General features: G+C 60.1%; 24 protein-coding genes. 10 read left to right on the top strand and 14 right to left on the bottom strand.

The annotated features are described in order from the left end of the window. Positions 1 to 70: 70 nt before the first annotated feature. The 8 genes from B8783_RS10615 to B8783_RS10580 form a co-directional block, all read right to left on the bottom strand. Positions 71 to 1,468: an NAD-dependent succinate-semialdehyde dehydrogenase gene (locus B8783_RS10615; protein ID WP_084420100.1), complete on the bottom strand. Its 1,398-nt coding sequence runs from the start codon at positions 1,466 to 1,468 to the stop codon at positions 71 to 73. Between the two features lie 186 nt (positions 1,469 to 1,654). Then, the gene (locus B8783_RS10610; protein WP_084420099.1) at positions 1,655 to 2,587 is read right to left on the bottom strand and encodes a ribose-phosphate pyrophosphokinase; all 933 of its coding nucleotides are present in this window, start codon (positions 2,585 to 2,587) and stop codon (positions 1,655 to 1,657) included. A 112-nt stretch (positions 2,588 to 2,699) separates the two neighbouring features. Then, entirely contained in the window at positions 2,700 to 3,479 is a 780-nt protein-coding gene (gene pgeF / locus B8783_RS10605) for a peptidoglycan editing factor PgeF (RefSeq protein ID WP_233355749.1), read from the bottom strand. 59 nt (positions 3,480 to 3,538) lie between these two features. Then, positions 3,539 to 4,426 carry a hypothetical protein gene (locus tag B8783_RS10600; RefSeq protein ID WP_084420097.1) on the bottom strand — a complete coding sequence of 296 codons (888 nt, stop codon included), beginning with the start codon at positions 4,424 to 4,426 and terminating at the stop codon, positions 3,539 to 3,541. Between the two features lie 74 nt (positions 4,427 to 4,500). Next, on the bottom strand, positions 4,501 to 7,143 hold the full coding sequence (locus B8783_RS10595; protein WP_084420096.1) for a TonB-dependent receptor: 2,643 nt from the start codon (positions 7,141 to 7,143) through the stop codon (positions 4,501 to 4,503). A 179-nt stretch (positions 7,144 to 7,322) separates the two neighbouring features. Continuing rightward, complete coding sequence (locus B8783_RS10590; RefSeq protein ID WP_084420095.1) at positions 7,323 to 7,985, bottom strand: hypothetical protein; 663 nt, start codon at positions 7,983 to 7,985, stop codon at positions 7,323 to 7,325. Between the two features lie 3 nt (positions 7,986 to 7,988). Beyond that, positions 7,989 to 8,795, bottom strand: a complete 807-nt coding sequence (gene proC / locus B8783_RS10585) for a pyrroline-5-carboxylate reductase (protein ID WP_084420094.1) — start codon at positions 8,793 to 8,795, stop codon at positions 7,989 to 7,991. Further along, positions 8,782 to 9,285 carry a type III secretion system chaperone family protein gene (locus B8783_RS10580; protein ID WP_084420093.1) on the bottom strand — a complete coding sequence of 168 codons (504 nt, stop codon included), beginning with the start codon at positions 9,283 to 9,285 and terminating at the stop codon, positions 8,782 to 8,784. The genes proC and B8783_RS10580 overlap by 14 nt, the downstream gene beginning before the upstream one ends. Before the next feature lie 222 nt (positions 9,286 to 9,507). Between B8783_RS10580 and modA the strand changes: the two genes are divergently transcribed. Genes modA through modC form a run of 3 tightly spaced genes read left to right on the top strand, consistent with a single transcriptional unit; the run spans position 9,508 to position 12,051 of the window. Continuing rightward, on the top strand, positions 9,508 to 10,290 hold the full coding sequence (gene modA / locus B8783_RS10575) for a molybdate ABC transporter substrate-binding protein (RefSeq protein ID WP_084422058.1): 783 nt from the start codon (positions 9,508 to 9,510) through the stop codon (positions 10,288 to 10,290). Beyond that, positions 10,290 to 10,961, top strand: a complete 672-nt coding sequence (gene modB, locus B8783_RS10570) for a molybdate ABC transporter permease subunit (protein WP_084420092.1) — start codon at positions 10,290 to 10,292, stop codon at positions 10,959 to 10,961. Before modA ends, modB begins: the two co-directional genes overlap by 1 nt. After that, complete coding sequence (modC, locus tag B8783_RS10565; RefSeq protein WP_169711779.1) at positions 10,951 to 12,051, top strand: molybdenum ABC transporter ATP-binding protein; 1,101 nt, start codon at positions 10,951 to 10,953, stop codon at positions 12,049 to 12,051. Before modB ends, modC begins: the two co-directional genes overlap by 11 nt. 6 nt (positions 12,052 to 12,057) lie before the next feature. Here modC and B8783_RS10560 read toward each other — a convergent pair whose 3' ends face one another. After that, on the bottom strand, positions 12,058 to 12,297 hold the full coding sequence (locus B8783_RS10560) for an accessory factor UbiK family protein (RefSeq protein ID WP_084420090.1): 240 nt from the start codon (positions 12,295 to 12,297) through the stop codon (positions 12,058 to 12,060). Positions 12,298 to 12,383: 86 nt separating this feature from the next. Between B8783_RS10560 and lgt the strand changes: the two genes are divergently transcribed. Both lgt and B8783_RS10550 read left to right on the top strand, forming a co-directional pair. After that, positions 12,384 to 13,361 (top strand): prolipoprotein diacylglyceryl transferase, encoded by a 978-nt coding sequence (gene lgt, locus B8783_RS10555; protein ID WP_084420089.1) that lies wholly within the window; start codon positions 12,384 to 12,386, stop codon positions 13,359 to 13,361. A 42-nt stretch (positions 13,362 to 13,403) separates the two neighbouring features. Next, positions 13,404 to 14,453 carry a class I SAM-dependent methyltransferase gene (locus B8783_RS10550; protein WP_084420088.1) on the top strand — a complete coding sequence of 350 codons (1,050 nt, stop codon included), beginning with the start codon at positions 13,404 to 13,406 and terminating at the stop codon, positions 14,451 to 14,453. Between the two features lie 3 nt (positions 14,454 to 14,456). Here the strand turns inward: B8783_RS10550 and B8783_RS10545 are convergent, their stop codons facing one another. From B8783_RS10545 to B8783_RS10535, 3 genes are all read right to left on the bottom strand, one after another. Then, positions 14,457 to 15,770 carry a sensor histidine kinase gene (locus tag B8783_RS10545; protein ID WP_084420087.1) on the bottom strand — a complete coding sequence of 438 codons (1,314 nt, stop codon included), beginning with the start codon at positions 15,768 to 15,770 and terminating at the stop codon, positions 14,457 to 14,459. Between the two features lie 107 nt (positions 15,771 to 15,877). Beyond that, positions 15,878 to 16,555 carry a response regulator gene (locus B8783_RS10540; RefSeq protein ID WP_084420086.1) on the bottom strand — a complete coding sequence of 226 codons (678 nt, stop codon included), beginning with the start codon at positions 16,553 to 16,555 and terminating at the stop codon, positions 15,878 to 15,880. Beyond that, a complete protein-coding gene (locus B8783_RS10535) occupies positions 16,552 to 17,028 on the bottom strand; it encodes a MarR family winged helix-turn-helix transcriptional regulator (protein WP_169711778.1) in 477 nt (158 codons plus the stop codon). Before B8783_RS10535 ends, B8783_RS10540 begins: the two co-directional genes overlap by 4 nt. A gap of 53 nt (positions 17,029 to 17,081) precedes the next feature. Between B8783_RS10535 and B8783_RS10530 the strand changes: the two genes are divergently transcribed. Beyond that, a complete protein-coding gene (locus tag B8783_RS10530; RefSeq protein ID WP_084420084.1) occupies positions 17,082 to 17,972 on the top strand; it encodes a branched-chain amino acid aminotransferase in 891 nt (296 codons plus the stop codon). Between the two features lie 309 nt (positions 17,973 to 18,281). Here the strand turns inward: B8783_RS10530 and B8783_RS10525 are convergent, their stop codons facing one another. After that, on the bottom strand, positions 18,282 to 18,917 hold the full coding sequence (locus B8783_RS10525; RefSeq protein ID WP_084420083.1) for a peroxiredoxin: 636 nt from the start codon (positions 18,915 to 18,917) through the stop codon (positions 18,282 to 18,284). Positions 18,918 to 19,040: 123 nt separating this feature from the next. Here B8783_RS10525 and B8783_RS10520 point away from each other — a divergent pair, with 123 nt between their 5' ends. Further along, a complete protein-coding gene (locus tag B8783_RS10520; RefSeq protein ID WP_169711777.1) occupies positions 19,041 to 19,559 on the top strand; it encodes a SixA phosphatase family protein in 519 nt (172 codons plus the stop codon). Positions 19,560 to 20,054: 495 nt separating this feature from the next. On the opposite strand, the gene B8783_RS10515 is transcribed toward B8783_RS10520, so the two are convergent. Continuing rightward, positions 20,055 to 20,216 (bottom strand): DUF2256 domain-containing protein, encoded by a 162-nt coding sequence (locus tag B8783_RS10515; RefSeq protein WP_084420081.1) that lies wholly within the window; start codon positions 20,214 to 20,216, stop codon positions 20,055 to 20,057. Between the two features lie 114 nt (positions 20,217 to 20,330). Here B8783_RS10515 and B8783_RS10510 point away from each other — a divergent pair, with 114 nt between their 5' ends. From B8783_RS10510 to B8783_RS10500, 3 genes are read left to right on the top strand one after another with little or no spacing between them, the layout of a single operon-like run. After that, positions 20,331 to 21,299, top strand: coding sequence for an NAD(P)/FAD-dependent oxidoreductase (locus B8783_RS10510; protein WP_084420080.1), 969 nt, complete (start codon positions 20,331 to 20,333; stop codon positions 21,297 to 21,299). A 23-nt stretch (positions 21,300 to 21,322) separates the two neighbouring features. Next, a complete protein-coding gene (locus B8783_RS10505) occupies positions 21,323 to 22,843 on the top strand; it encodes a glycosyltransferase (protein WP_139792330.1) in 1,521 nt (506 codons plus the stop codon). Then, the gene (locus B8783_RS10500) at positions 22,813 to 23,040 is read left to right on the top strand and encodes a hypothetical protein (protein WP_139792329.1); all 228 of its coding nucleotides are present in this window, start codon (positions 22,813 to 22,815) and stop codon (positions 23,038 to 23,040) included. Before B8783_RS10505 ends, B8783_RS10500 begins: the two co-directional genes overlap by 31 nt. The last annotated feature ends 18 nt before the right edge of the window (positions 23,041 to 23,058 follow it).

The following is a 23,058-nucleotide window of genomic DNA, read 5'->3' as shown; positions in this document are numbered from 1 at the left end:
TTGAACACAAAAACGGCGCCAGCCCTTAAACAGGCTGGCGCCGCAATTTTGTTGGGGGCGATGTGTGGGCCTAGCCCATCACATTGATCGCCTTGATGTTCACGAATTCCTTCATGCCGAAGCCACCATGTTCGCGGCCAAAACCGGAATTCTTCACGCCGCCAAACGGCATGTTGGGCTGGGCAAGACCGAAGCCATTGATGAACACCATGCCGGTGTCGAAATGCTTCTCGGCAAGCTCGATGGCTTTCTCCTTATTCTCGGAGAAGATGCCGCCGCCGAGGCCGAACCGGCTATCATTGGCGATGCGCATTGCGTCTTCAGCATCCTTGGCGCGGATGAGCGATGCGACGGGGCCGAACAACTCGTCATCATAGGCCGGTTGCCCCGGCTTGACGTTTTCGAGCACGGTGGATGGATACCACCAGCCGTCCTGATCAGGCACTTCACCGCCGCAGAGGATTTTCGCGCCGTTCTCGACGCTTTTCTCGACTTGCTCGTGCAGGTCATCGCGCAGGTCTTCGCGGGCCATCGGGCCGATATCGGCGTCGGAGCCCATCGGGTCGCCGTGTTTGACGCCCTTCATCGCTTCGACGAACGCATCACGGAATTTGTCATAGATCGCATCGACGACGATGAAGCGTTTTGCGGCAACGCAGGTCTCGCCATTATTATAGACGCGGCCCATGACGCATTGCTTCACAGCCTTTTCGAGGTTGGCATCTTCGAGCACGAGATAGGCGTCATTTGAGCCAAGCTCGAGAACGGTTTTCTTCAGCTGCTCACCGGCTTTCTTGCCGATGATTTCGCCAGCTGCCGAGCTGCCTGTCAGTGTGACGCCGCGCACAAGATCATGCTCGATGACCTTGTCGGACTGGTCATGGCTGATGCGCAGAACCGAGAACAAATTCTCCGGAAGGCCAGCTTCGCGAAAGATTTTCTCGATCATCAGGCCTGAACCGGTGACGTTCTCGGCGTGCTTCAAGAGGACACCATTGCCGGCCATCAGGTTCGCGATCGCGTACCGAACGACCTGATAGGTCGGGAAATTCCAAGGCTGGATGCCGTAAATGACGCCAATAGGCGAATAGGCGACAAGGCCGCGTCCGCCATTGGGCAGCTTGCGTTCTTCGGTCTTGAGGTTGTCGGGGCCATTTTCGGCAGTCCAGTCGCAGATGCCTGCGCACAGGTCGACTTCCTGTTTGCCCTGTTTGACGAGTTTACCCATTTCGCGGGTCATCAGCTCTGCCAGCTCGTCCTTATTGTCTTTGAGGCCCTTGCCGATCGCGCGGATGACTTCGGCGCGCTTTTCCGGCGTTTCGTGGCGCCAGGACAGGAACGCCTCATGGCACTTCTTCACCGTGGATTCGACTTCGCTATCGCCCATCATGGGGTAGCGCTCGAGTTCCTTGCCGGTGGTGGGATTGATGGTGGTGAGCATGTCGCTCAGTCTCTGACTGTCGGCCATATTCTATGTCCTCTTCGCTTGTTTTCTTTCAGTGTATCAACACGAAAGGGAGGACGAATGTTCCGGTGGAGCTGAGGTCGGCTGGCGCGCCAGAAATGAAAAACGCCGGATATGAGCATCGCTCACCCGGCGTTTTTGAAGTTTTTGGGGCGGGGATGGAGAGAGGCGTGTCCGGTCTGGGACAGACTAGTCGAACAGTTTCGACACGCTCTCATTGTTTGCGATCCGCCGGATCGCTTCGCCAAGGAGTGGGGCCACGGAAAGGACGCGCAGGGCGTTCGAAGCAAAGTCTTCCTCGGTCGGCTTGATCGTGTCGCAGATGACGATCTCATCCATGACAGATTGCTCGACGCGCTTGACGGCATTGTTGGAAAGAACGCCGTGCGTGACATAGGCCGAAACGCCAGACGCGCCTTTTTCCTTCAGCGCGGCAGCGGCGTTGACCAGCGTGCCACCGGAGTCGCAGATATCGTCGACGAGCACGCAATGACGGCCCTCGACATCGCCGATGATGTTCATCACTTCCGATTTGCCAGCTTCCGGGCGGCGCTTGTCGACAATGGCAAGGTCCACGCCCAGCCGGTTGGCAAGGCCGCGCGCGCGGACCACGCCGCCAACGTCTGGTGAGACAACCATCAAATTCTTGCCGGTATGCGTTCTGCGGACGTCGTTCTCGATGACCGGCATCGCGACGAGATTGTCGGTCGGCACATCGAAGAAGCCCTGAATCTGGCCAGCATGAAGGTCCATGGTCAGCACGCGGTCTGCGCCAGCCTTGGCGATCAGGTTGGCGACGAGCTTGGCGGAGATGGGCGTGCGGCCATCGGTTTTACGGTCCTGACGGGCATAGCCGTAATATGGGATGACGGCGGTGATACGGCTGGCCGAGGCGCGGACAAGTGCGTCGATACAGATCAGCAGCTCCATCAGATTGTCATTGGCAGGCTTCGACGTCGACTGGATGACGAACACGTCTTCGCCGCGGACATTCTCGTTGATGCGGACAAAGATTTCATTGTCGGCAAAATTCTTGATCTCGGCATTCGAAAGCGGGCAGTCGAGATGGTCTGCAATGGCTTCGGCAAGCGGGCGGTTTGCGTTGCAGGAAATGAGTTTCATCGCGTCTCAGCTCTCGGTTTCTATGCAGGTCGAGGTGCTTGTGGCCTACAGGCGCTCGAGTCGCAAGGAAAAGGATGACTCAATCCTGCTAGATTAAATCGCGCCGCCGCGCCTAGCCTTCCAGCATGATGACCGAGCCCTGACGGCCATAATCGGGTTCGCCATAATGATTGCGACGGCGGTTGGAGAAATACATGTCTTCCAGTTCGCAGGTGTCGTGGCCGATGACGTCGACCCAGGCGAGCTTCTGGCGCACGAGGACGTTCTTCACGAAGGTCTCGATATCGAAGTGAAACCGGTCGCCCTGTCCGGGGTGGAAGAGGTTGGCGCTCCATGGGGCGCGCTGCATGAACTCATCGCGAAATTCCGGGCCGACCTCATAGCTCGCCTGGCCGATGCACGGGCCGATGGCGGCGTGGATGTCTTTGCGGTGCGCACCGGCTTCTTCCATCTTGGCGATGGTGGCCTCGCAAATGCCGCCGACCGCGCCTTTCCAGCCTGCATGACAGGCGCCAATGACGCCGGCTTTTCTGTCGGCGAAAAGCACAGGGACGCAATCAGCTGTCAGAATGCAGAGCGCGATGCCGGGCAATGTGGTGACCATGCCATCGGCCTGCGGGCGATCCTTGCCCCAGGGCATGGTGGCCAGGATGGCAAGGTCAGAATGGGTCTGGTGGCAGGAGAGGAGATGGTCGACTTCCCGCGTGCCGATCAGGTCCGAGACGAGCCTGCGATTACGCATCACCGCTTTTGGCTTGTCGTCCGACCCGATGCCGAGATTGAGGCTGTCATAAATCCCTTCGGACGTGCCGCCCTGACGGCCGAAAAAGCCGTGTTTGATGCCGTTCATTCCGGCAATTCGGGGCGCGAGCGTGTGGGGGATAGTAGCCATGGCCCCGGTCTAGCGAGTTTCCAGCCGTCTTGCGAGGGCCGGAGCGCACGAATGTTGCCCTAGCGAAAGCGCAGCATTTCCGGTGCAGTCATCTCCACGTCTGGAAGCGCGATATGGCGCACGAGACCCTTGCGCCGGTCGATGGTGTAGACAGACCGGCTGCCATCGGTGGCCCAGCTGAAGGCCTGGCCCTCTGCTTCGATCACGATGGTGGCAACGTGGAGCATGACCGGTCCCATGGCGGGCTTGGCGAGCACGTACATCTCCGGGCGATCATGGCCGAGAATGTAAAGCAGACCGTCCGGGCCGATTGCGCCGCCGGACGCGGCATAGGGGGCCATGCGGTCAATCACCGAGGCGGGGAACATCCAGCCGCCGGTGCGCCGCCAGGCCTCGTCGAATGTGACGATGCTGGCAAAGGTCGCGTCCTTGAAATCCAGACCGCCCTTGCCGCTATAGTGGGCAAAGCCTGCGAGGCGGCCGTTTTCAAGCGTGTCGAGGAAGGTCAGTGAGCCTTCATCCATCATGCCAAGGCTGTGCGAGGCGGCGTGGGACATGTCGCTGGTGTCGAAGACTTCAACCGATGAGCCCATGGGTTTGAGCGAGTAGTTTGAGTTCGCGCACCAGAGCTTGTCGCCGACAGTCTTGCAGGAATTCATGTGGCGCAGGAGGCCCTTGGCGGGCGCCGCGAAGCGGGCGACAAGCTCGCCTGTGTCGAGGCGGTACTTGCCGATCACCGAATTGTCGATGGGGTAGAAAAAGGTGTCATCGACGGCGACGCCCTGGTCGGCCTCGGGGGCTTCATACTCGCGCAGGGTTTCGCCAGTCAGTGTCTGTATTGTCGGGGCCTGGTAGGGCTCGACTTCATGTGAGGGAAGCGGTGCCGTCTGGGCTGCGGCACAGGCAACGGGGCCGGAAAGCATCAAGGCTGCAAGAAAATGTTTCATGGGGTGGGGCCTTTGTCGCGTGAAAGCGAAAGGCACCCAGCCGCAGCTGGATGCCTTCGAGAGGTGGAGGTGTTCTAGAAGCCGTAGCTGACGCCGAGATAGACGGTCGTACCGACATATTCCCACTCGGTACGTTGTCTTTCATCGCCGCCCTGGAATTCGCTGGTCGGCTCATTGTTGATGTTCACAGCCTCAGCGAAGAATTTGAGATCCTGCTTCGGTTCGTAGGAGACTTTCGCATCCCAGCGTCCGAACGATCCCTGATTGAGGTTAAACGCAGGCTGGTCCAGATTCACATTGGTCAGGAAGTCGTCATTATAGGCATAGCTGACCGAGGCATCGATATTGTGGTTCTGGTAGAAGGCGGTGACGCTGTAGGTCTTCTCCGCTTGATTAAGCACCGGAAGCGTTTCGCCGTTCACTTCGGTTTCCCCGTCGAGGAACGTTACCGATGCGGACGCACCGAAACCGGCGAGCGCCTCTGGCAGGAAGGGATCGAACTGGGTCTGCGCGATGAGTTCGAGACCTTTCAGTTCGCTGCTGCCGCCATTGACTGTCGTGGAGATATTAAGCTCGGTGAGCTGTGAGGTATCGACCGTATTTGCAAGCCCGCGCTGGGCGAGGGCGGCATCGATGTCGGCCTGCGTCGTGTAACGCTCCGAAAGGCCAACCAGATCATCTGAAATGTCCTTCAGGAAGACGGCCGCCGAGAGAAGCGTCAGGTCATTGGGGTACCATTCAAGGCTTGCGTCATAGTTCCAGGATACACGCGCTTCCAGATCGGGGTTGCCGATGGAAAGTCGGGCGACACCAAACTCCTCATCATAGCTCGACCGGGGCGCGATGGCGTCATAGTCCGGGCGGCCAAGTGCGCGGGTGACCGAAGCGCGCAGTTTCAGCGAGTCCGTGAGACGGGTGTTCGTCAAAAGCGCTGGAAGGACCGTGATATAGTCGCTGCCATCATGGATTTTCTGCGCCGTGTCGCCGTTTAGCAGATAGCCCGAAGATGAGATGTCAGTCGCCTCGATGCGAACACCGCCGATTACCTCGACAGGGCCGAACTGGCGCACGCCCATCGCATAGCCAGCGAGCACGGTTTCCTCAATCTCATAGTCCGATGCGAAATCTCGAATGAAGGTGTCGCCATCATTGACCGCGAAGTAACCTGCATTCTGCGGGTCGGCGAGGAAGGCGTTCATGGCATCGACATCCAGGAAGATGTTCGGTCCGCAGCCTTTCTCAAAGCAATTGAAGAAGGCGCCATTGGTGAAGGAAGGCGCGGTGCCAAGGTCAAGGTCCAGCGCGCCGCCATCATAGCGCACGGTCTGGAAGTCCCAGTCGCGGTCTGCGGTGCGCGCTTTCAGGCCTGCCTTGAACCATGTCTGCTCATCCATGTCCCAGCGTAGATCGACCTGACCGGCGAGTCCGGTTTCTTCCATGTCGGAGTCCCGGAAGCGGGCGCGGCGGAAGTCGATCAGGGATGGGTCCTGGCGGTCGAGGGCGCCGGCATCTGGCGTGATGGTGACAATGCCGTCTCCAGAAATGTCAAAGCTGGAGGGTCCGAAGCTTCGGCCCGAGCGCCACTCCCAATAGGAGTATGGCTCATTTATCGAGTTCTCATTGCCGGTAACTTCATAGTTCAGCGTGAAATCGCCGAAGACATTCTCACCGCCCGCCGCGAGCGTGATGACCTCTTTCTCGGCATCTTCGAGCCGCAAATTGATTGCGATACGGTTGAGGCCGAGCGTTCCGCTGGTTGGCGTGGTGAAGACGACATCATTGTCGAAATTCTGTTCATAGCGGTTGCGGTGCTGGAATTCGTCCCAGCTGGCGTAGAAGGCGCGGGCAAAATACTTTGAATTGCTGTCCGGGCGGTACTCCCCGGTGAGATTGATGTTCAGGCGCTCGCGGCCGATGACATAGTAATTGTTCTTGACGTTTTCCGGGGCGGAACCGCCGATCGATCCGGAGGCAGGGTCCGGGTCATAGCTGACCCAGTCATCATTGTAATAGCCGGGCGCGATATATTCCCGGTCCGACCATGACGCGCCGACCAGCCAGCCAAGCTTGCCGCCCATCGTCTTGCCAGACAGCGTGGCATCAATGGCATAAGGGTTCTCGCCGCCATAGGCGCCGTCCTTCGGCTCTATTTCATCGAAGCCATAGCGGGCGGTAAGATAGCCGTAGAAATCATCTGTCCGGTCAAATGGGGATTTGGTCTCAACATTGACAGTGCCGCCAATGCCCTGCGCGTCCATGTCCGGGGTGGGCGCCTTGATGACCTGCACAGAGCCGAGGACACCGCCTGCAATAATGTCGAGCGGGGCATTGCGGCCGCCGCCTTCGGTCTCGGGGGAGCCAAGATTGGCGCCATTGATCGTGACATTGTTGAGGGCAGGATTGATGCCGCGGATCTGGACGTAGCGGCCTTCGCCTTTCTCGACGAGCATCGAGACCCCGGCGAGGCGGTTGAGGCTTTCGCCGACATTATTGTCTGGCAACTGGCCGAGCTCATCAGAGCCGAGCGCTTCGATGACCTGCAGTGCATCGCGCTTCTCGCCGATGCCGCGCTGGCGGGCGAGAAGTGAACCGGAAACCGTGACGGTGTCGAGCTTGTACTCGTCCTCGTCCGGTGTGGATGCGTCCTGCGCGAATGCCGGGGCGGTTAGCCCAGCAAGACTTAGTGCGCTCGTCGCGAATAGTAATGTTTTCAGCATGGATCAGGCCCCTCAACTTGGTTGACGGGGCCGCTGTTAAAGATGGATTGGCATCGATTTGATGACGGTTTGCTGAAACATTTAATACAGCTTCAGGGGCGCAAAACTACGGCGTTAAATCAAATCCTTATGGATGAAAACGTGAGGTGTTTGAGGCCGAAGGCGTCCCCGAATACAGCTTAGCTTGGCTGTTGTTCTGTGGTCGGTTCGGTGTCGTCGGTGGGCGAGCGTTCGGCGGTCTCATCTTCAGATTTACCGCTGAGTTTGCCGCGCCATTTGTTGAGCCAGCCTTCACGCTCTTCCATCTTGCGCAGCTCTCCATCGAGGCTTGCCATGGTGCGAGAAAGGTCTGCGCTGTCTTCCTTGCGCCAGGCGCGCTCAGCCCGGGTGATGGCCCAGCCGACAGAGGCAGTGCGGACCGGTTTTGGCAGGTCTTCTGTCTTGTCGAGACCGGTGCAGGCGAGCGCCCAGTTGGCGGTGTCTTCGCGCGCGGCGATCAGGCTGATCAGGCGCAGCGGCTGTGTCTTGCGCCATTCCATCAAGGAAAGAAGCGCCTCGCGATGAGGCTCCATCGCTTCAAACCGCATCATGATGACATCAAAGAGGCGCGTGCGCGGGCTCTCATCATCATCGAAAGCGCCTTCGCTCATCGCCCTGTCGAAAAAGCTGTCGATTTCGTCAGCGAGCTTGTTCTTGTCCATCAGGCCGCGAACATCCTCCAGGGAAACGCCCGCTTCTTTCGTGACCTCGGCAAGCGTCAGCTCAGGCCAGGGCTTTTTGGCGGCGAGGGTCAGGGCGGCGCGGACACATTTTTCGACGGTGTCCTTGCGAAGATCGGTCATGGTTTACTCTCCAGAGAGTTCGCGATCTCGGCGGATCGCAGCTCCTACAGCTTCTTCCATGAGAGATGGCATCGCGCCGTCACGCATCAAGACATCGAGGGCAGCCTTGGTCACGCCGCCGGGCGAGGTAACGTTCTCGCGGAGGCGAGATGGCGGGTCCTCGCTGTCCATCATCAGGACGCCCGCGCCCTGTACCGTTTTGCGCGCGAGGCGAAGGGCAAGGCCTTCGTCGAGGCCATGCGCGCGGCCGGCAGCCGCCATGACTTCGGCGAGCAGGAAAGCGTAGGCCGGGCCGCAGCCTGAAATGGCGGTGGCGGCGGAAATCTGGTCCTCGCCAATCGGGCCTTCGACGGCGCCAAGCGGGGTCAAAAGGTCATGCAGATAGGCAGTGTCTTCGTCGCTTGCATCGGCGGGCGGGCAGAGAAGCGTCATGCCTTCGCCGACAAGGCCGGGCGTATTGGGCATGGCGCGGGCAACGCGGCGCGTGCCGACATCGCGGGCGAGCGCGTCCAGAGTGACGCCAGCCATGATGGAGAGAACGAGCGTGTCCGGACCAACCAATGCGCGGATGGCGCCGAGAATATCGGGATAGACTTGCGGTTTGACGGCGATGACCAGCGTCGCCGCCGGGGTCGGATCTGGGTTGAGGGCGATATGGCCAGCGGCCTGCCACTCAGTCAGCAGGTCAGACGGTTTGGGATCGTGAATTGAGATCGGGCCTTCATAGCCGGACTTGATCCAGCCGCCAGCAAGGGCCGATCCCATACGGCCCCCGCCGATCAGGGTCAGTCCCGGCTCAGGCCTCGCCATCGGTTTCGAACATCGCGCCGTCAATGGCCTCTTCAGGCGTCTTGCCGGCCCAGATCACGAAGTTGAAGGCTGGCACGAACATGTTCACCGCATCGGTTGCCGCGGCGAGCACGGCGCGGATTTCGCCCGGCTCTGGTTCGTCGCGGTCCAGCATCGGAATGGTGTGGCGGAAGAGGAGCAGATTGTCCTCCATCCAGTAGTCGAAGTGGCCGAGCCAGAGACGCTCATTCGCCATCAGAACCAGTTTCGAGATTGCATTGGCGCGAGCAGCTGTCGGTTTCAGGTCGAGCGTGACCGTGAAGTGCAGGGCAGGTGGCTCGCGGCGCGAGGCAAACAGCGCACCCATTTCGCCCCAACGGGACTGGGCAATGCACTGCAGGCTGGTGTCTTCGTCGCGCTGATGTTCCCAGCCGGCATTTTCCAGGCAGGCTTCGACGAGATCCAGCGGATCGGCTTGAACATCGCGGGCGTGATCGAGGTTGAGGTTCATCGGCTATGTCCTCCGAATCAACGTGGCGGGCTGCCACTGGACAGGACGGTAACACGGGCAGGGTCCCCTGCAACCGCACTTCCCTTTTCGGTTGTGGAAGCGCCCAGAAAGTTTCGTCGCATGCAGGCGCGGGTCACTGCAATCGCCGAGTGCAGTTAATGGTGCAGCTTTGAGGCTCGGCGATCTTGTTGCCGCGGCAAGAGTGCGATGCTAGGCGAATTTATGCCGCTCAGACAGGGTCCCCGGTTCGCGATGATCGCCCTTTGGGCAGCGATCGCCTGTATCAGCGCGTGTTCGCGCGGGGCAGAGCAGCCCGTGATGGTGGCAACGGCTTCCAATTTCCTGAGCGTTGCTGAAGCGCTGGAACGCGATTTCGAGGGCCAGTCGGATGTGGCGGTCAATCTCGTCAGTGGCTCGACGGGGCAGCTTTACACGCAGATTACGCATGGCGCGCCGTACGACATCTTCCTCGCGGCTGATCAACGGCGGCCTGAGATGCTGGAAGAGGCGGGCTATGCGCAGGAGGGCTCGCGCTTCACTTATGCGATCGGGCGTCTGGCGCTCTGGAGCCGTGATGAGGTGGGCGGCCCGGATGGCGTGGACGCGAGGCTGCGCAATGGGGATTTTCGCGCGCTCGCCATCGCCAATCCGGACCTTGCGCCCTATGGCGCTGCGGCAATCGAAGTGCTTGAGGCGCTTGGCCTTCAAGAGGCATTGCAGGGGCAGCTCGTGCGGGGGCAGAATGTCGGGCAGGTCTATGCGCTTGTTGCGACCGGGAATGCCGAGATGGGGTTTGTCGCGCTCTCGCAAATGATGGCGCAGGGCGACGATTTACAGGGCGATTTCTGGGAGGTGCCGAGCATGCTCTATGCGCCGATCAGACAGGATGGTGTTTTGTTGACCGGAAGTGCGGACAATCCGGCGGCGGCGGCGTTTCTGGCCTATCTTGGCAGCGAGAGAGCGCGCCGCATCATCGCGCGCAGCGGCTATGGGGTTGAGGAGTGATGCCTGATTTCGGCGCCGTTCTGCTCAGCCTGCAACTGGCGCTGGTGACGACGCTGGTGCTGTTGGCGCTCGGTATTCCGCTCGCCTGGTGGCTGTCGTCGACGCGCTCAAAGGCGAAACCGATTATCGAGGCGGTGACGGCGCTGCCGCTTGTGCTGCCACCGACGGTGATCGGGTTTTACCTGCTTGTTCTTTTCAATCCTGAAGCCCCGATTGGCGGGTTGTGGGTATCACTCACCGGGGGGACGCTGAGCTTCTCGTTCGCGGGGTTGGTGATTGCGTCGGTGGTCTATTCGCTGCCCTTCATGGTGCAGCCGCTTCAAACCGCGTTTGAGAGTGTGGGGCGGGACCAGCGTGAGGCGGCAGCCATCCTGCGCGCGTCGCCCTTCGATACGTTTCGAAGTGTCGTGCTGCCACAATCGCGGCGGGGGCTTTTGACCGCCTGCATCCTGACCTTTGCGCACACGATTGGGGAGTTTGGCGTCGTGCTGATGGTCGGCGGGAATATTCCCGAGCGCACGCGCGTCATTTCAATCGCGGTCTATGAGCATGTCGAGAATATCGAATATGCAGAGGCCCATATTCTGTCGATTGGCCTGCTCGTCTTCTCCTTCGTGACGCTGCTGGGCGTCTATGCGTTGAATGGGAGGTATCGTCTGCGTGTCAGCTGATCGCCTCCTTCTTGATGTCGTTTGCAAGCGTGGCGGGTTTGAGCTGGCCGTTTGCGAGCCGCTGGAGCTCTCCGGCATCACGGCGGTGTTCGGGCGTAGTGGCAGCGGCAAGACGACCCTGCTGCGCGCGATTGCCGGGCTGGACCGGCCGGGCGGCGGGCATATCCAGTTTGGCGAAGAGACCTGGTACGATCGCGCGGCAGGCGTTGACGTTCCGGTGCACAAGCGAGGCGCGGGATACATGTTCCAGACGCCGCGTCTGTTCAGCCATCTCGACGTACGCGGAAATCTTGCCTTTGCCGATCGGCGCAGCACGAAGGGCGCGAACGACATCTCGTTTGATGAGGCCGTCAGCGCGACAGGGCTCAGCGATTTGCTGGACAAACGGGTCGAGACGCTGTCGGGCGGCGAAGCGCAGCGAGTGGCACTCGCGCGGACCTTGCTGTCGCGGCCGAAACTCCTGCTGTTGGATGAACCTCTGACCGGGCTGGACCGGCCAGCGCGGCGCACCTTGCTGGCGATGATCCGCGACCTACCGAAACGGTTCGCTCTGCCGGTGATCCATGTCACGCATGACGTGGAAGAGATCACGGCGCTGGCCGATCACATCATGATCCTCGGTGATGGGCGGGTGAAAGCGCATGGACGGCTTGTCGAGGTTTCGCGGCTGATGGACCTGATGCCGTTGTCGATGGCAGGGGGGCAAGGCGCGATCATCGAAGGGCTGGTGCGTGGCCATGACGGGCAGGCGGGGCTGACGCGTCTTGGCGTGGGTGATGAAACGCTCTGGCTGCCGCTGAACCGGTCGCTGTCAGTTGGCTCGCTGGTCCGCGTGAATATTCATGCGGGTGATGTGTCGATCGCGCTTCAGAAGCCTGAGCAGATCAGCATTCGCAATATTGTGGCCGCGAAGATTGAGCGGATCACGCCCGACGAGCAGGCGAGGTCTGTCACGGTGGAGCTGGCGCTGGGGGATCAACGCCTTCGCTCCAGCCTGACGCCAGCGGCGGTCGCCGATCTGGCGCTCGCGCCCGGCCGCGAGGTTTACGCGCTGATCAAGAGCGTTCGCCTCGCCGGTGAGCTTGGCTGAAGCTGCCTATTTGGCTTCGAGGGCTGCGACGCGCTTTTCCAGCGCCTCGACCTGCTCCAGCGCGCTGACGGCGATGGCGCGGACGGCTTCGATCTCGTCGCGTTCTGCAAGGTCCATGTCGGCGATGAGCGAGCGGACGCGCGCCTGCATCGCGGTGCGGGCTTCGTCGCCAGCAGCTTTTGCAGCGCCCATTGCGCCGGTCATCAGACCAGCAAGGTCATCAAGCAGTGGATTTGTGTTGGCCATGCGGTTACTCCTTGCCGCCAATAAAGGGACTGACTAGGCGGTTTCCTGACAGATAAGCCAGGTCTCCGACAGGGAAAAGACGACGCATGCACGCACTTTATACAGCCGCAATGAGCTTTCCGGAGTTCAGCCCGGCGCTGGTTGAGATCGATCTTGGCTTTCTTGGGCTCGGCAGTTTCCCCATTCGCTGGTACGCGCTGGCTTATATTGCGGGCCTCGTGATCGGCTGGCGCTATGCGCTGCTGCTGGTCAGCAAGGAACGGCTTTGGGCAGGAAAACCGCCAGCCTCGCGCGACGATGTCGATGATCTGATCTTCTACATTACGCTCGGTGTGATCCTTGGCGGGCGTATCGGCTATATCCTGTTCTACCAGCTGCCCTTCCAGTTCGACAGCATCATGCGGGACCCGTGGGGGCTGTTGCGCATCTGGGAAGGCGGCATGTCTTTCCATGGCGGATTGCTGGGGGTCGCGATTGCGATCTTGCTAGTGACGCGCCAACGCGGCATCAAGCTGTTGTCCATCGCAGATATTGCCGGTGTGGTGACGCCGTTCGGCCTGATGTTTGGACGCCTCGCCAACTTTATAAATGCCGAGCTTTATGGCCGTCATACTGATGCGAGCATCGGTATGGTGTTCCCTGAGGCGAATACGGGCGGCACGCCGTCGGCCTATGACTGGCAGACTAATGAATGGGTCTACTGCGCCGATCAGAACCCGGCCTATCGTCTTTGCGAAGCAGAAATGCCGCGCCATCCGAGCCAGCTCTATGAGGCGGTTCTGGAAGGGCTTATCCCGGCGCTGATTATCTCATTCCTTGTCTGGAAGTCAGGCATCCTGAAACGGCCGGGTCTCGCGGCGGGCATGTTCCTGCTGTTCTATGCGGCAGGCCGGTCGATCTCTGAACAGTTCCGCATGCCAGACAGCTTTACGCTGGGCGTGTTGCCGGACTGGGTAACGATGGGACAGCTTCTGTCGCTGCCAATGTGGATCGGCGGCGCGTTGCTGGTGTGGAATGCACTGCGCAAGCCGCCCGGCGGCGGTGTGCCTGCGACCAATCCCTAAAGCTGTGAAGGCGCGCTGCCCGGGCGCCCCGCGAGGACTGATGTGAGCGAGCTGAAAGCGAAACTGGCATCCCTCATTAAGGCGGGCGGGCCCTTGCCGCTGTCGGCCTATATGAATGCCTGCCTGCATGACCCGCAGCATGGCTATTACGCGACCCGTCCGGGCATTGGCCGCGATTTCATCACCGCGCCCGAGATCAGCCAGGTGTTTGGCGAATTGCTGGGGCTATGGTGCCTCAATGAATGGCAGGGGCTTGGCGCGCCGCAGCCCTTTACGCTGTGCGAGGTGGGCGCGGGCCGGGGCACGATGATGGCCGACATGATGCGCGCCATCGGGCAAACTGGTTCGGGGGGCAATTTCAGCCTGGCGATCAGCGAAGCGAGCCCGGTCTATTCAAAGGCCCAGAGAACGCGCCTCTCGGATTTTCATCCAGACTTTCTGGGTGCGTTCAACCAGATCGGTGAAACACCGTTTTTGCTGTTCGCCAATGAGTGGCTGGACTGTCTGCCGGCGCGCCAGTTCGTGCGCTCAGGCGAGAACTGGCAGGAGCGGGTGGTCGGCCTGAATGAGGCTGGTGAGGTGTCGCTTGGTATTGCTGCGGACGGAGCGGTTGCGCTGGATGCAGAGGCAGCGGAAAACCAGCGTGTCGTCGAAGTGCAGCCTGCTTTGGAGACGCTGGTCGACAGTCTGAAAGACGCATTCGCGCGTGTGCCGGGCCGGGCGCTGTTTATCGATTATGGTCCATCGGACGGCGCACCGGGTGACACCTTGCGGGCGTTCCGGAATGGTAAGCAGGTCAGTCCATTTGAGGCGCCGGGCGAGACGGATTTGACCGTCGATATCGACTTTGGACGGCTGGCGCGCATGGCGCAGAAGGCTGGGCTGGAGGTGTCAGGGCCGATCGAACAAGGCGGGTTTCTGATGGCGCTAGGCGCCGAGGCACGGATGCAGGCGCTGGTCGCGGCCAATCCGGCGAAGGCCGAAGCGATTTATGAGGGCGTGCGCCGCCTGGTCGATCCGGCGGAGCTCGGTAGCCGCTTCAAGGTGATCTGTATCAGCGCGCCGGGGCTCGCGCGCCCTGCAGGCTTCTAGACGCTAGATCGGCAAACGAAGACGGACGCGAAGGCCGCCAAGGGGACTGTCCTCAAGGCGGATATCGCCGCCATGCTGACGGGCTGTGTCGCGGGCCAGCGACAGGCCGAGACCTGTGCCGGGGACATTCTGATTGCGTGAAACATCGAGCCGCCGGAACGGTTTGAAGGCTTCTTCGCGCTGATCTTCCGGGATGCCGGGGCCATCATCATCGACAATAAGCTCTGCCATATGCGGGCCTTTGATCACGTGGATCTCGACCTTGGTCGCAAAGCCCTGCGCATTGGAGATGAGGTTGGAGACAGCGCGGCGCATCAGGCTTTTGCGGGCGATCAGCGTGATCGGCTCGCTGGCCCGGATGTCGGACTTGTTGCCCAAGGCGCCCACCACCTCCTCGACCAGATCGTCCAGCCTGAATTCGACCGGCTGTTCGCCTTCGCTTCCGCTCGCAAAGGCGAGATACTCGTCGAGCATGGCGGCCATTTCGGCAAGGTCGCCCCGGGCTGATTTGATGTCCTCGGTCTGTTCCATCATGGCGAGTTGGAGTTTTAGCCGGGTGAGCGGTGTGCGCAGGTCATGGCTGATGCCGGCCAGCATTTCGGTGCGCTCATCTGCGAACGTGGTCAGCCGGGTGCGCATGTCGAGAACGGCCTTTGCGGCGTCCCGGATCTCGGTCGCCCCGGACGGGCGGTAGGGGTAGGTGTCACGCCCGCGTCCGAAGGCCTTTGCCGCCTCGGTCAGTCTGAGGATGGAGCGGACCTGATTGCGCAGGAAGCCGAGCGCCAGCGCCACCAAAATGCCTGTCGCCCCGATCACCCAGACGATGAAAATATGGCCGGTGGTCGAAAAGGTGCGGTCGCGTTCAGCGAAGAAGCGCAGGACATCCGGCCCGTCCTGGACCTGGATTTCGACCTTTTCGCTATAGCCGGAGAGGTCAAACCAGAACGGCGCCTCCAGCGAGACGTCGAGCTCGCGCGACAGGATTTCATCGAGGGCGGTGAAGAACAGCTGTTTCTGCTCGGTCGGTAATTGAGTGTCAGGCAGGACCTCGACTTCGAGCTGCATGGCAATGCGCGCTTCGTCGCTGAGCAGGGCAAACTGGTCAGGATATTGGTGGCGCAGCATCACCATGAACTGGATCTCGCTGGAGATCGTCTGGCTGAGCTTGCGGGAGGTGTGGCGCCAATGACTGTCGTAAAAGATATAGGTCACCGCTGTTAGCAGCAGCACAACTGGCAGCACGACCATCAGCACCGACCGCGGATAGAGCCCGCGGGGGGTGATGTCTCTCAAACGCAGCTTGAAGAGTGAGGCCATATCATTGGCTTAGCCGCAGGCGGGCGGATGCGAAAGCATCAGACTGATGCAGGCGCGAAATAGTTGGCGAAGATGCGGCTTATCGGTCTTTTGCGCTGAGGGGATGATCAGTCCGGCATCAAACGGTAGCCAATGCCGCGTACGGTCTGGATGTGGATGGGCTGTTTCGGGTCCGGCTCGATCTTGCGGCGCAGGCGCGTGACCTGCACGTCAATCGAGCGTTCCGTGCTGCCGGGGGACTTTGAAGCAAGTTCCTCGCGGCTGACCGGTTCTCCAGCTTTTGCCGCCAACATCGAGAGAAGATGCGTTTCGGCCTCGGTGAGGCGCACATGATGCTCGCCATCATTCAGCTCGGCGCGTTTGGCGTTGAAGACCAGCCCCGACATTTCGATCTCTTCGGGCGGCGGCTCAACATGCGTGCGGCGCAAGATTGCTGCGACGCGCAGCATAAGTTCTTCAGGCTCAAACGGCTTGGCGAGATAGTCATCCGCGCCGCTTTTCAGCCCTTCAATCCGGTCAGAGGTCTCGCCGCGTGCTGTCAGCAGCAGGACGGGGACACGCACGCCGCCCTGGCGCAGGCTTTCAAGCAGCTCCAACCCCGTCTCGCCCGGCATCATGATGTCGAAGATAGCCAGATCGAAGTCGAAGGTGGTGATGAGTTTGCGCGCGGTTGCGGCATTGGCGGCCGCGCTGACGCGGTAGCCATTGCTGATGAGATACTTCTTCAGAAGATCCCGAATTCTATTGTCGTCATCAACGACGAGCAGGTGCTGAGCTTCGCTCATTTCGTCAGTGCCTCCAGAACGGCACGTGTGCCGGCCACGGCTGTTGCGCCAGCATCGCGGTATGCTTCGCGCAGCGCCGCGCGCAGATTCTCGACGACCGGGCGGATCAGCGCTTCCCCATCTTCGGATATAGTGAGTCGCCGTCGCCGGGCATCACGCCCGCCTTGGGTTTTCACAACCAGATTCTGTTTGTCGAGTTCGCCAAGGATTCGCGCCATCGTCGGTGTTGTCGTGCCAGTGAGGGCCCGAAGTTCAGTCACGGTTAGGCCCGGCCGGAAGCGGATTGTGATCAGCAGGCGCAGGCCCGATGCGTTCAGACCTGTTGAGCGACGGCCCTTGCGGATGGCCTCTCCAAGGGCGCGCTCACTGGCCAGTAACAAGGCAATACCATGGTCAAGCTCTTCCTCCCTGAGAAAGAGTCGCGGGTCTACCCGCCCCGTTTCGCCCGGCTTCTGGTTGACTTCGGATGCCACAATCTGAGAATGGAGCGGTTTTCCAGTAAGAGTTCAAGCAAGGACGTAAAAATATGGCTGCCGACACCGCTGCGTACCATGATCGAGATGGCTACATTTGGATGGACGGCGAGTTCGTGCCGTGGCGCGATACGAAGGTCCACGTCCTGACGCACGGCTTGCATTACGCCTCTTCTGTGTTTGAGGGCGAGCGCGCCTATGGCGGCAAGATCTTCGAATCACGCAGGCACTCAGAGCGACTGCATAATTCTGCGCGCATTCTGGGCTTCGACATCCCGTTCACCGTCGATGAGATTGAGGCGGCGAAAGTTGAGACATTGGCCAAGTCTGGGCTCGACAGCGCTTATGTGCGGGCGATTGCCTGGCGCGGGTCTGAGATGATGGGCGTTTCGGCGCAGAACAACACGATCCATCTCGCGATCGCTGTCTGGCACTGGGGCGACTATTTCGCTGACAAGATGAAGGGCATTGCGATGACACATGCCCAGTGGCGTCGCCCGGACCCGAAGACTGCGCCTTGTGAAGCCAAGGCGGCCGGTCTCTACATGATCTGTACCCTGTCCAAGCATGCCGCAGAGCGCGATGGTTTTGCTGATGCGCTGATGCTTGATTGGCGCGGGCACGTTGCTGAGGCGACGGGCGCGAACATTTTCTTCATGCGCGATGGCGCGCTGCATACCCCGACACCGGACTGCTTCCTGAACGGGATCACGCGTCAGACGGCGGTGAAGCTCGCCAAGGCGCGCCAGATCGAGGTCATTGAGCGCACGATCATGCCGGAAGAACTCGGCACGTTCTCCGAATGCTTCATCACGGGCACGGCAGCAGAGATTACGCCGGTGCGTCAGATCGGTGAGTTCAATTACAAACCTGCCGCGGCGACCGAAGCGCTTGTGACCGACTATTCGGATCTGGTGAATGGCAAGATGAAAATGCCGGCCTGAGGGTTCGGTGACGGACCATTCTGTGCTATAAAGCGCGCAAGGAAGTGAGGTCACCATCGCCCGTTTCAGCAAGAAAACCCGGTCATCCAGCGCGCTTGCGCGTCTTCGCGTGCTGCGCTCTATCACGCACCAGCCCAAATCTGTTCGCAAGAGACTGGGCCTGAAGCGGCGTTCGATCAGCCCGAAGCGAAAATTGCTGAGTTTGCTGGTCCGCTAGGCAGACAAACCATCCAAAAAGAAAAAGCCACGCCAGGATGACCGGCGTGGCTTTTCTATTTTCTGTGAAGGCAATCCGCCTTTTGGTAGCGCCTATTTATTCGGCTGCGGTGTGGTGCGCAGGTAAGGCTTCACGGTCTTGTAGCCCTTCGGGAACAGCTTGTCGGCATCTTCATCAGAGACGCTTGGTACGATGATGACATCGTCGCCTTGCTGCCAGTTCACTGGCGTCGCGACCTTGTAATTGTCGGTCAGCTGAAGCGAGTCAATCAGGCGAACGATCTCGTCGAAGTTGCGGCCAGCGCTCGGTGGATAGATGATCGAGGCACGGATCTTCTTGTTCGGGTCGATCACGTAGACGGCCCGCACGGTGACCTTCGGATCGGCCTTCGGGTGGATCATGTTGTAGAGCGACGCCACCTTTTTCTCGGTGTCCGCGATGATCGGGAAATCGACATGGGCGCCCTGGGTTTCGTCAATGTCCTTGATCCAGGCCTGGTGCTGCTCAACAGAATCAACCGAAATGACAATCGCTTTTGCGTTCCGCTCAGCGAGCGTGTCTTTCAGCTTGGCTGTGTAGCCTAGCTCAGTTGTGCAGACGGGGGTAAAGTCGGCCGGGTGTGAAAAGAAAACGACCCAGTCGTCGCCAATCCATTCATGGAAATTGATTTTTCCCTTAGTTGTTTCGGCTTCAAAATCTGGGGCTGTATCGCCAAGCAGAAGGCTCATGGAATTCTCCGCTGATTGCTTTATCTTGCCGATAGATGGGCCGTTCCAAGGGGGGCGACAAGTTTGCGTCGCTGATTCAGGTCTTTACCTTTACTAATGCCAGCGGGTCTGGTGGGACTTCATATGAAACGTCTGATCGTGATGCGCCATGCAAAGACCGAACCCTGGAATGACGGGATTCGTGACCGTGACCGGAAGTTGGTTGAGCGGGGACATGATGACGCCGTGCTTATGGCGACTGAGCTTGAGCGTATCGGCTGGGCCCCTGATCAGGCGATTGTGTCCTCGGCGCGTCGCACACGGGAAACCTGGCGCCATCTTTCCGAGACGTTTACCTCGTGCGGCCTGTTGATCACGGATGATCTCTATCTCGCCGGACTGCCCGCTCTGGAAGCACTGGTGAAGCTTGCCGCCAGCGATTGCGATACTTTGCTCATCCTCGGTCACAATCCGGGCCTGCATGACTTTGCAAGACTTCTGCTGAGAGATGCCGGCAGTGAGAATCACCGGGCATCGGTCAAATTGTCTGAGAAATTTCCGACGGGCGCGGCTGCGCTCTTCGCGGCTGACGAGGACAGCATCTTCTTGCCTGTCTATTTCAAGCTGCAGGACTTCCTGCGTCCAAAATCGCTCTCCTCATAAATTGAAACCGCCCTGCCGGGCGGGGCAGGGCGGCTCGTATCGGAACATCTGGCCGGCCGGGTGCGATGTTAAACCGGCTTCAGCTCCGAATGGGGTCAGGCAAAGCTGCCGCGTCGTGTCATCCGGCGGCGACGGCGCACCAGGAGGGTTGGACGCCAGCCTGCTTTATTGTCATTAGCCGGGCTGATGGAGGCTTGTCCCAGTGCAAATTTTGCGAGGGCAGAAGCCGGAGCACGGTTGACCGCTATGGTGGTGGCGGGGGTCTGGGAGGCGAGCGTTTGCATGTGATTTCATCCTTCTTTGCAAGTTACCGGTCTTTGCCGGCTGGTTAGGTTTGTCGGCGCCGGGCTTTCCCGTGTCATCGACAAAACAGAGATAGGATGCGGTTTATTGAAAAACAATATGTGATTATTGAAAAACAATGCGAAAAATTAAAAAACCGAATAGATTCAGATATCTAAAATATGTTGTTTTTCGATAATAACTGGGTAGCCATTAGTCCCGGCTGCGTTTGCAGCGATCAGAACAATATCTGACGTCATCCCAGACGTCGGCCCATTTGCGCCGCCACTTGAACGGGCGCCCACATCTGGCGCAGGATTTCTCCGGCAAGTGCGTCTTACCGCGAGCGCCGGGGCGTTTCTGTTTGCCAGCCATGGGTCTCTTTCTTCAAAGCGCCGGATGGACTTAGGCAGCTGCCGTCCTCTGTCGAGGCGCTTGCCAAATCATGCGGCGGTCTATGTCAGCTGTTGAGACTGAGGGACGGACAATATGAAGATCGCAATCATTGGGGCTGGAATGGCGGGACTGGCGGCGGCACGCCCTTTGGTGGCTGCCGGACATGACGTCTCTTTATATGACAAGGGACGCGGGCCAGGTGGGCGCCTATCGACGCGGCGGGCGCAGACGCCAATCGGCGAAGTACGCTGGGACCATGGTGCGCAGTTCTTCACCGCACGTAGCGAAGGCTTTCGAACATTTACAAAACAGATGATGGAGGCGGGCGCCGTCGCGGCCTGGTCACCTCGGATGCTTGCTGACAGCGAAGCCGCGCCGGGGAAAAGCGATACCAAATATGTCGGCACGCCAAGTATGAATGCCGTGATCAAGGCGATGGCATCTGATCTGGATGTCGAATGGGGGCGCCGCGTCTCAGAGATTGCCGTATCACCTGAAGGCAAGCAGCTGCGTTTTGAAGACGGCAGACTGGAAGGGCCTTTCGATCGCGTGATTGTCGCCATTCCAGCTGAGCAGGCAGCAGAGCTGCTCGCCGGGGTCAGCGATAAGCTGGCGGGCGAAGCGGCCGCTGTCCGGTCTGCGCCCTGCTGGGCCGTCATGCTGGCCTTCGATGAGAAGCTGGAGACCAGCTGGGATGCGGCTGCTTTCGAGGGCGCGCCCATCTCCTGGGCCGCGCGCAATGCCAGCAAGCCGGGACGCGGGGACGCCGAAACGTGGATCCTTCATGCCTCCGCTGACTGGAGCCGGGCCCATGTCGATGCCGATGCGTCGAGCGTGGCCGAAACGCTATGGTCGTTGTTTCAGCAGAAAACAGGCGCGCCTGCTCCGGTGTATTGTGGTGCGCATAGATGGCTGTTGGCGCAAGTAGAGCAGGGGGCAGGCTCGCCCTTTGGCTGGGATGCTGATGTGGGCATTGGAGCCGTAGGCGACTGGCGGATCGCGCCGCGCATAGAAGCGGCCTGGGAAAGCGGGAGGGCGATCGCTGATTTTCTCAAGGATTGAGCCTCGCAACTATGAATTAAAACTTGTGTGCCCGTATTCGCGCCATGCGTTCGGGGCTCACCACAGATGATTCGCTTGTCTGGCCTGAGAAGGATGGAGCTGTACTGCTGGCCTCTCTTGGGCCCGGTGCGCCTTCGCTCCTCGATGCTGTGTCCCGGTCGGCGGCCCTGCCACCCGAGCTCAGTAGCCGATTGGGCCTCAGCCGGGCCCAGTGGGAGTTTTGCGGGGGTCTGGTTTTCGCCTCCGGTTGTTGTCTGGTCCTGTCGATACACGTCCTGTATCTGACGCTTTATGTCGGGCTTTGGGGCCTGTTCTCGCTCACCGTCGTCTGGCGCCTGTTGCTGACCGTCTTTGGCGGCGCGGCGCGGCTTTCAAACCTGTCGTCTGGCGACGTGGTGCGTGTTCCGGATGAATTGCTGCCCGTCTATTCGGTCCTGATTGCGCTGCGCGATGAGGCGGCAATGATGAGACAGCTGGCGGCCAATCTGTCCCGGCTGGACTGGCCTGCTGACAAGCTGGAAATCATTCTGCTCATCGAGGAAGACGACACCGCCACCTATTCGGCCGCCGCGCGCGCTGACTTCCCGAAGGGGACGCTGTTGCTGAAAGTGCCTCCGGGCAACCCGATGACAAAGCCGCGCGCTCTCAATTATGGCCTCGCCCATGCGCGTGGACGCTATATCACCGTCTATGACGCCGAGGATCGTCCTGACCTCGGACAACTGCGCGCGGCCCATGAGGCGTTCTGCGTTGGTCCAGAGCACTTGATGTGTGTTCAGGCACCGCTCGTCGCTTCAAATGGGGAGAAGGCGTGGCTTAGCGCGCAGTGGGCGCTGGAATATGATGTCCAGTTTCGCCTCCATATGCCGGTTATGGCCAAGATGCGCTTGCCGATCATGCTGGGCGGGACGAGCAATCATTTCCGGCGCGAGAGCCTCCTGATGGCCGGGGGCTGGGATGCGTGGAACGTGACCGAAGACGCAGATCTGGGGCTCAGACTGGCGCGGCTCGCCGGTACGACGCAGACGATCAACAACCCAACACTCGAAGCGGCGCCGACCCGAACAAAGATCTGGCTCGCGCAGCGTAGTCGCTGGATAAAAGGCTTCCTGCAGACCTGGCTGGTGTGTTGGCGCGCGCCGATCCAGCTCTTGCGGGAGCTTGGGCCGGTTAGATGGCTTAGCCTTCAGCTGACGCTTGGGGGTGCCCTGGCCAGCGCCGCGCTGAATGGACCAATGACCATGCTCGTAGCGATCAGCCTGATCGCGCCGGGATGGACCCTGTCGACCTCCGACTTATTGCTCTTCATATCGGGCTGGTTGACCTGCGGCCTCGCGGATCTTTTGGCGCCGGGACGATGGTCCTTGATGCGCATTCTGGCGGTGGTGACGCGGCCGCTCTATTGGCCCCTGCATATGATCGCTGCAGGAAAAGCGGTTTACGGACTTGCGGTGCGCCCATTCTTCTGGGCAAAGACGCCGCATCAACCCGATGACACCTTGGATGACGTCACGTGCTCGACTGGATTATCCCGACAATCATAATCGCTGTGATGGCTGGCGGCATCTACCAGGCCAATCGCCGTATGGGGAAGCCAAGGGCAGATGGACGGCCAAACCAGGTGCCATGGGGCTTCGTCATGGTGTTCTGCGCCATGGGCATTTTCATCTCCATTGTGCATTTGCTGAACGTGTTCGGTCTTCAGACCGGCCCGGAGCACAGCCTGTTCGGGCGATTTTGAGCGCACGCGCCTGAAATT

Source organism: Henriciella litoralis (assembly GCF_002088935.1).
Lineage (GTDB): Bacteria > Pseudomonadota > Alphaproteobacteria > Caulobacterales > Hyphomonadaceae > Henriciella > Henriciella litoralis.
Note: the sequence above shows the minus strand (reverse complement) of the source record. Positions and strands in the feature narration are given on the sequence as shown.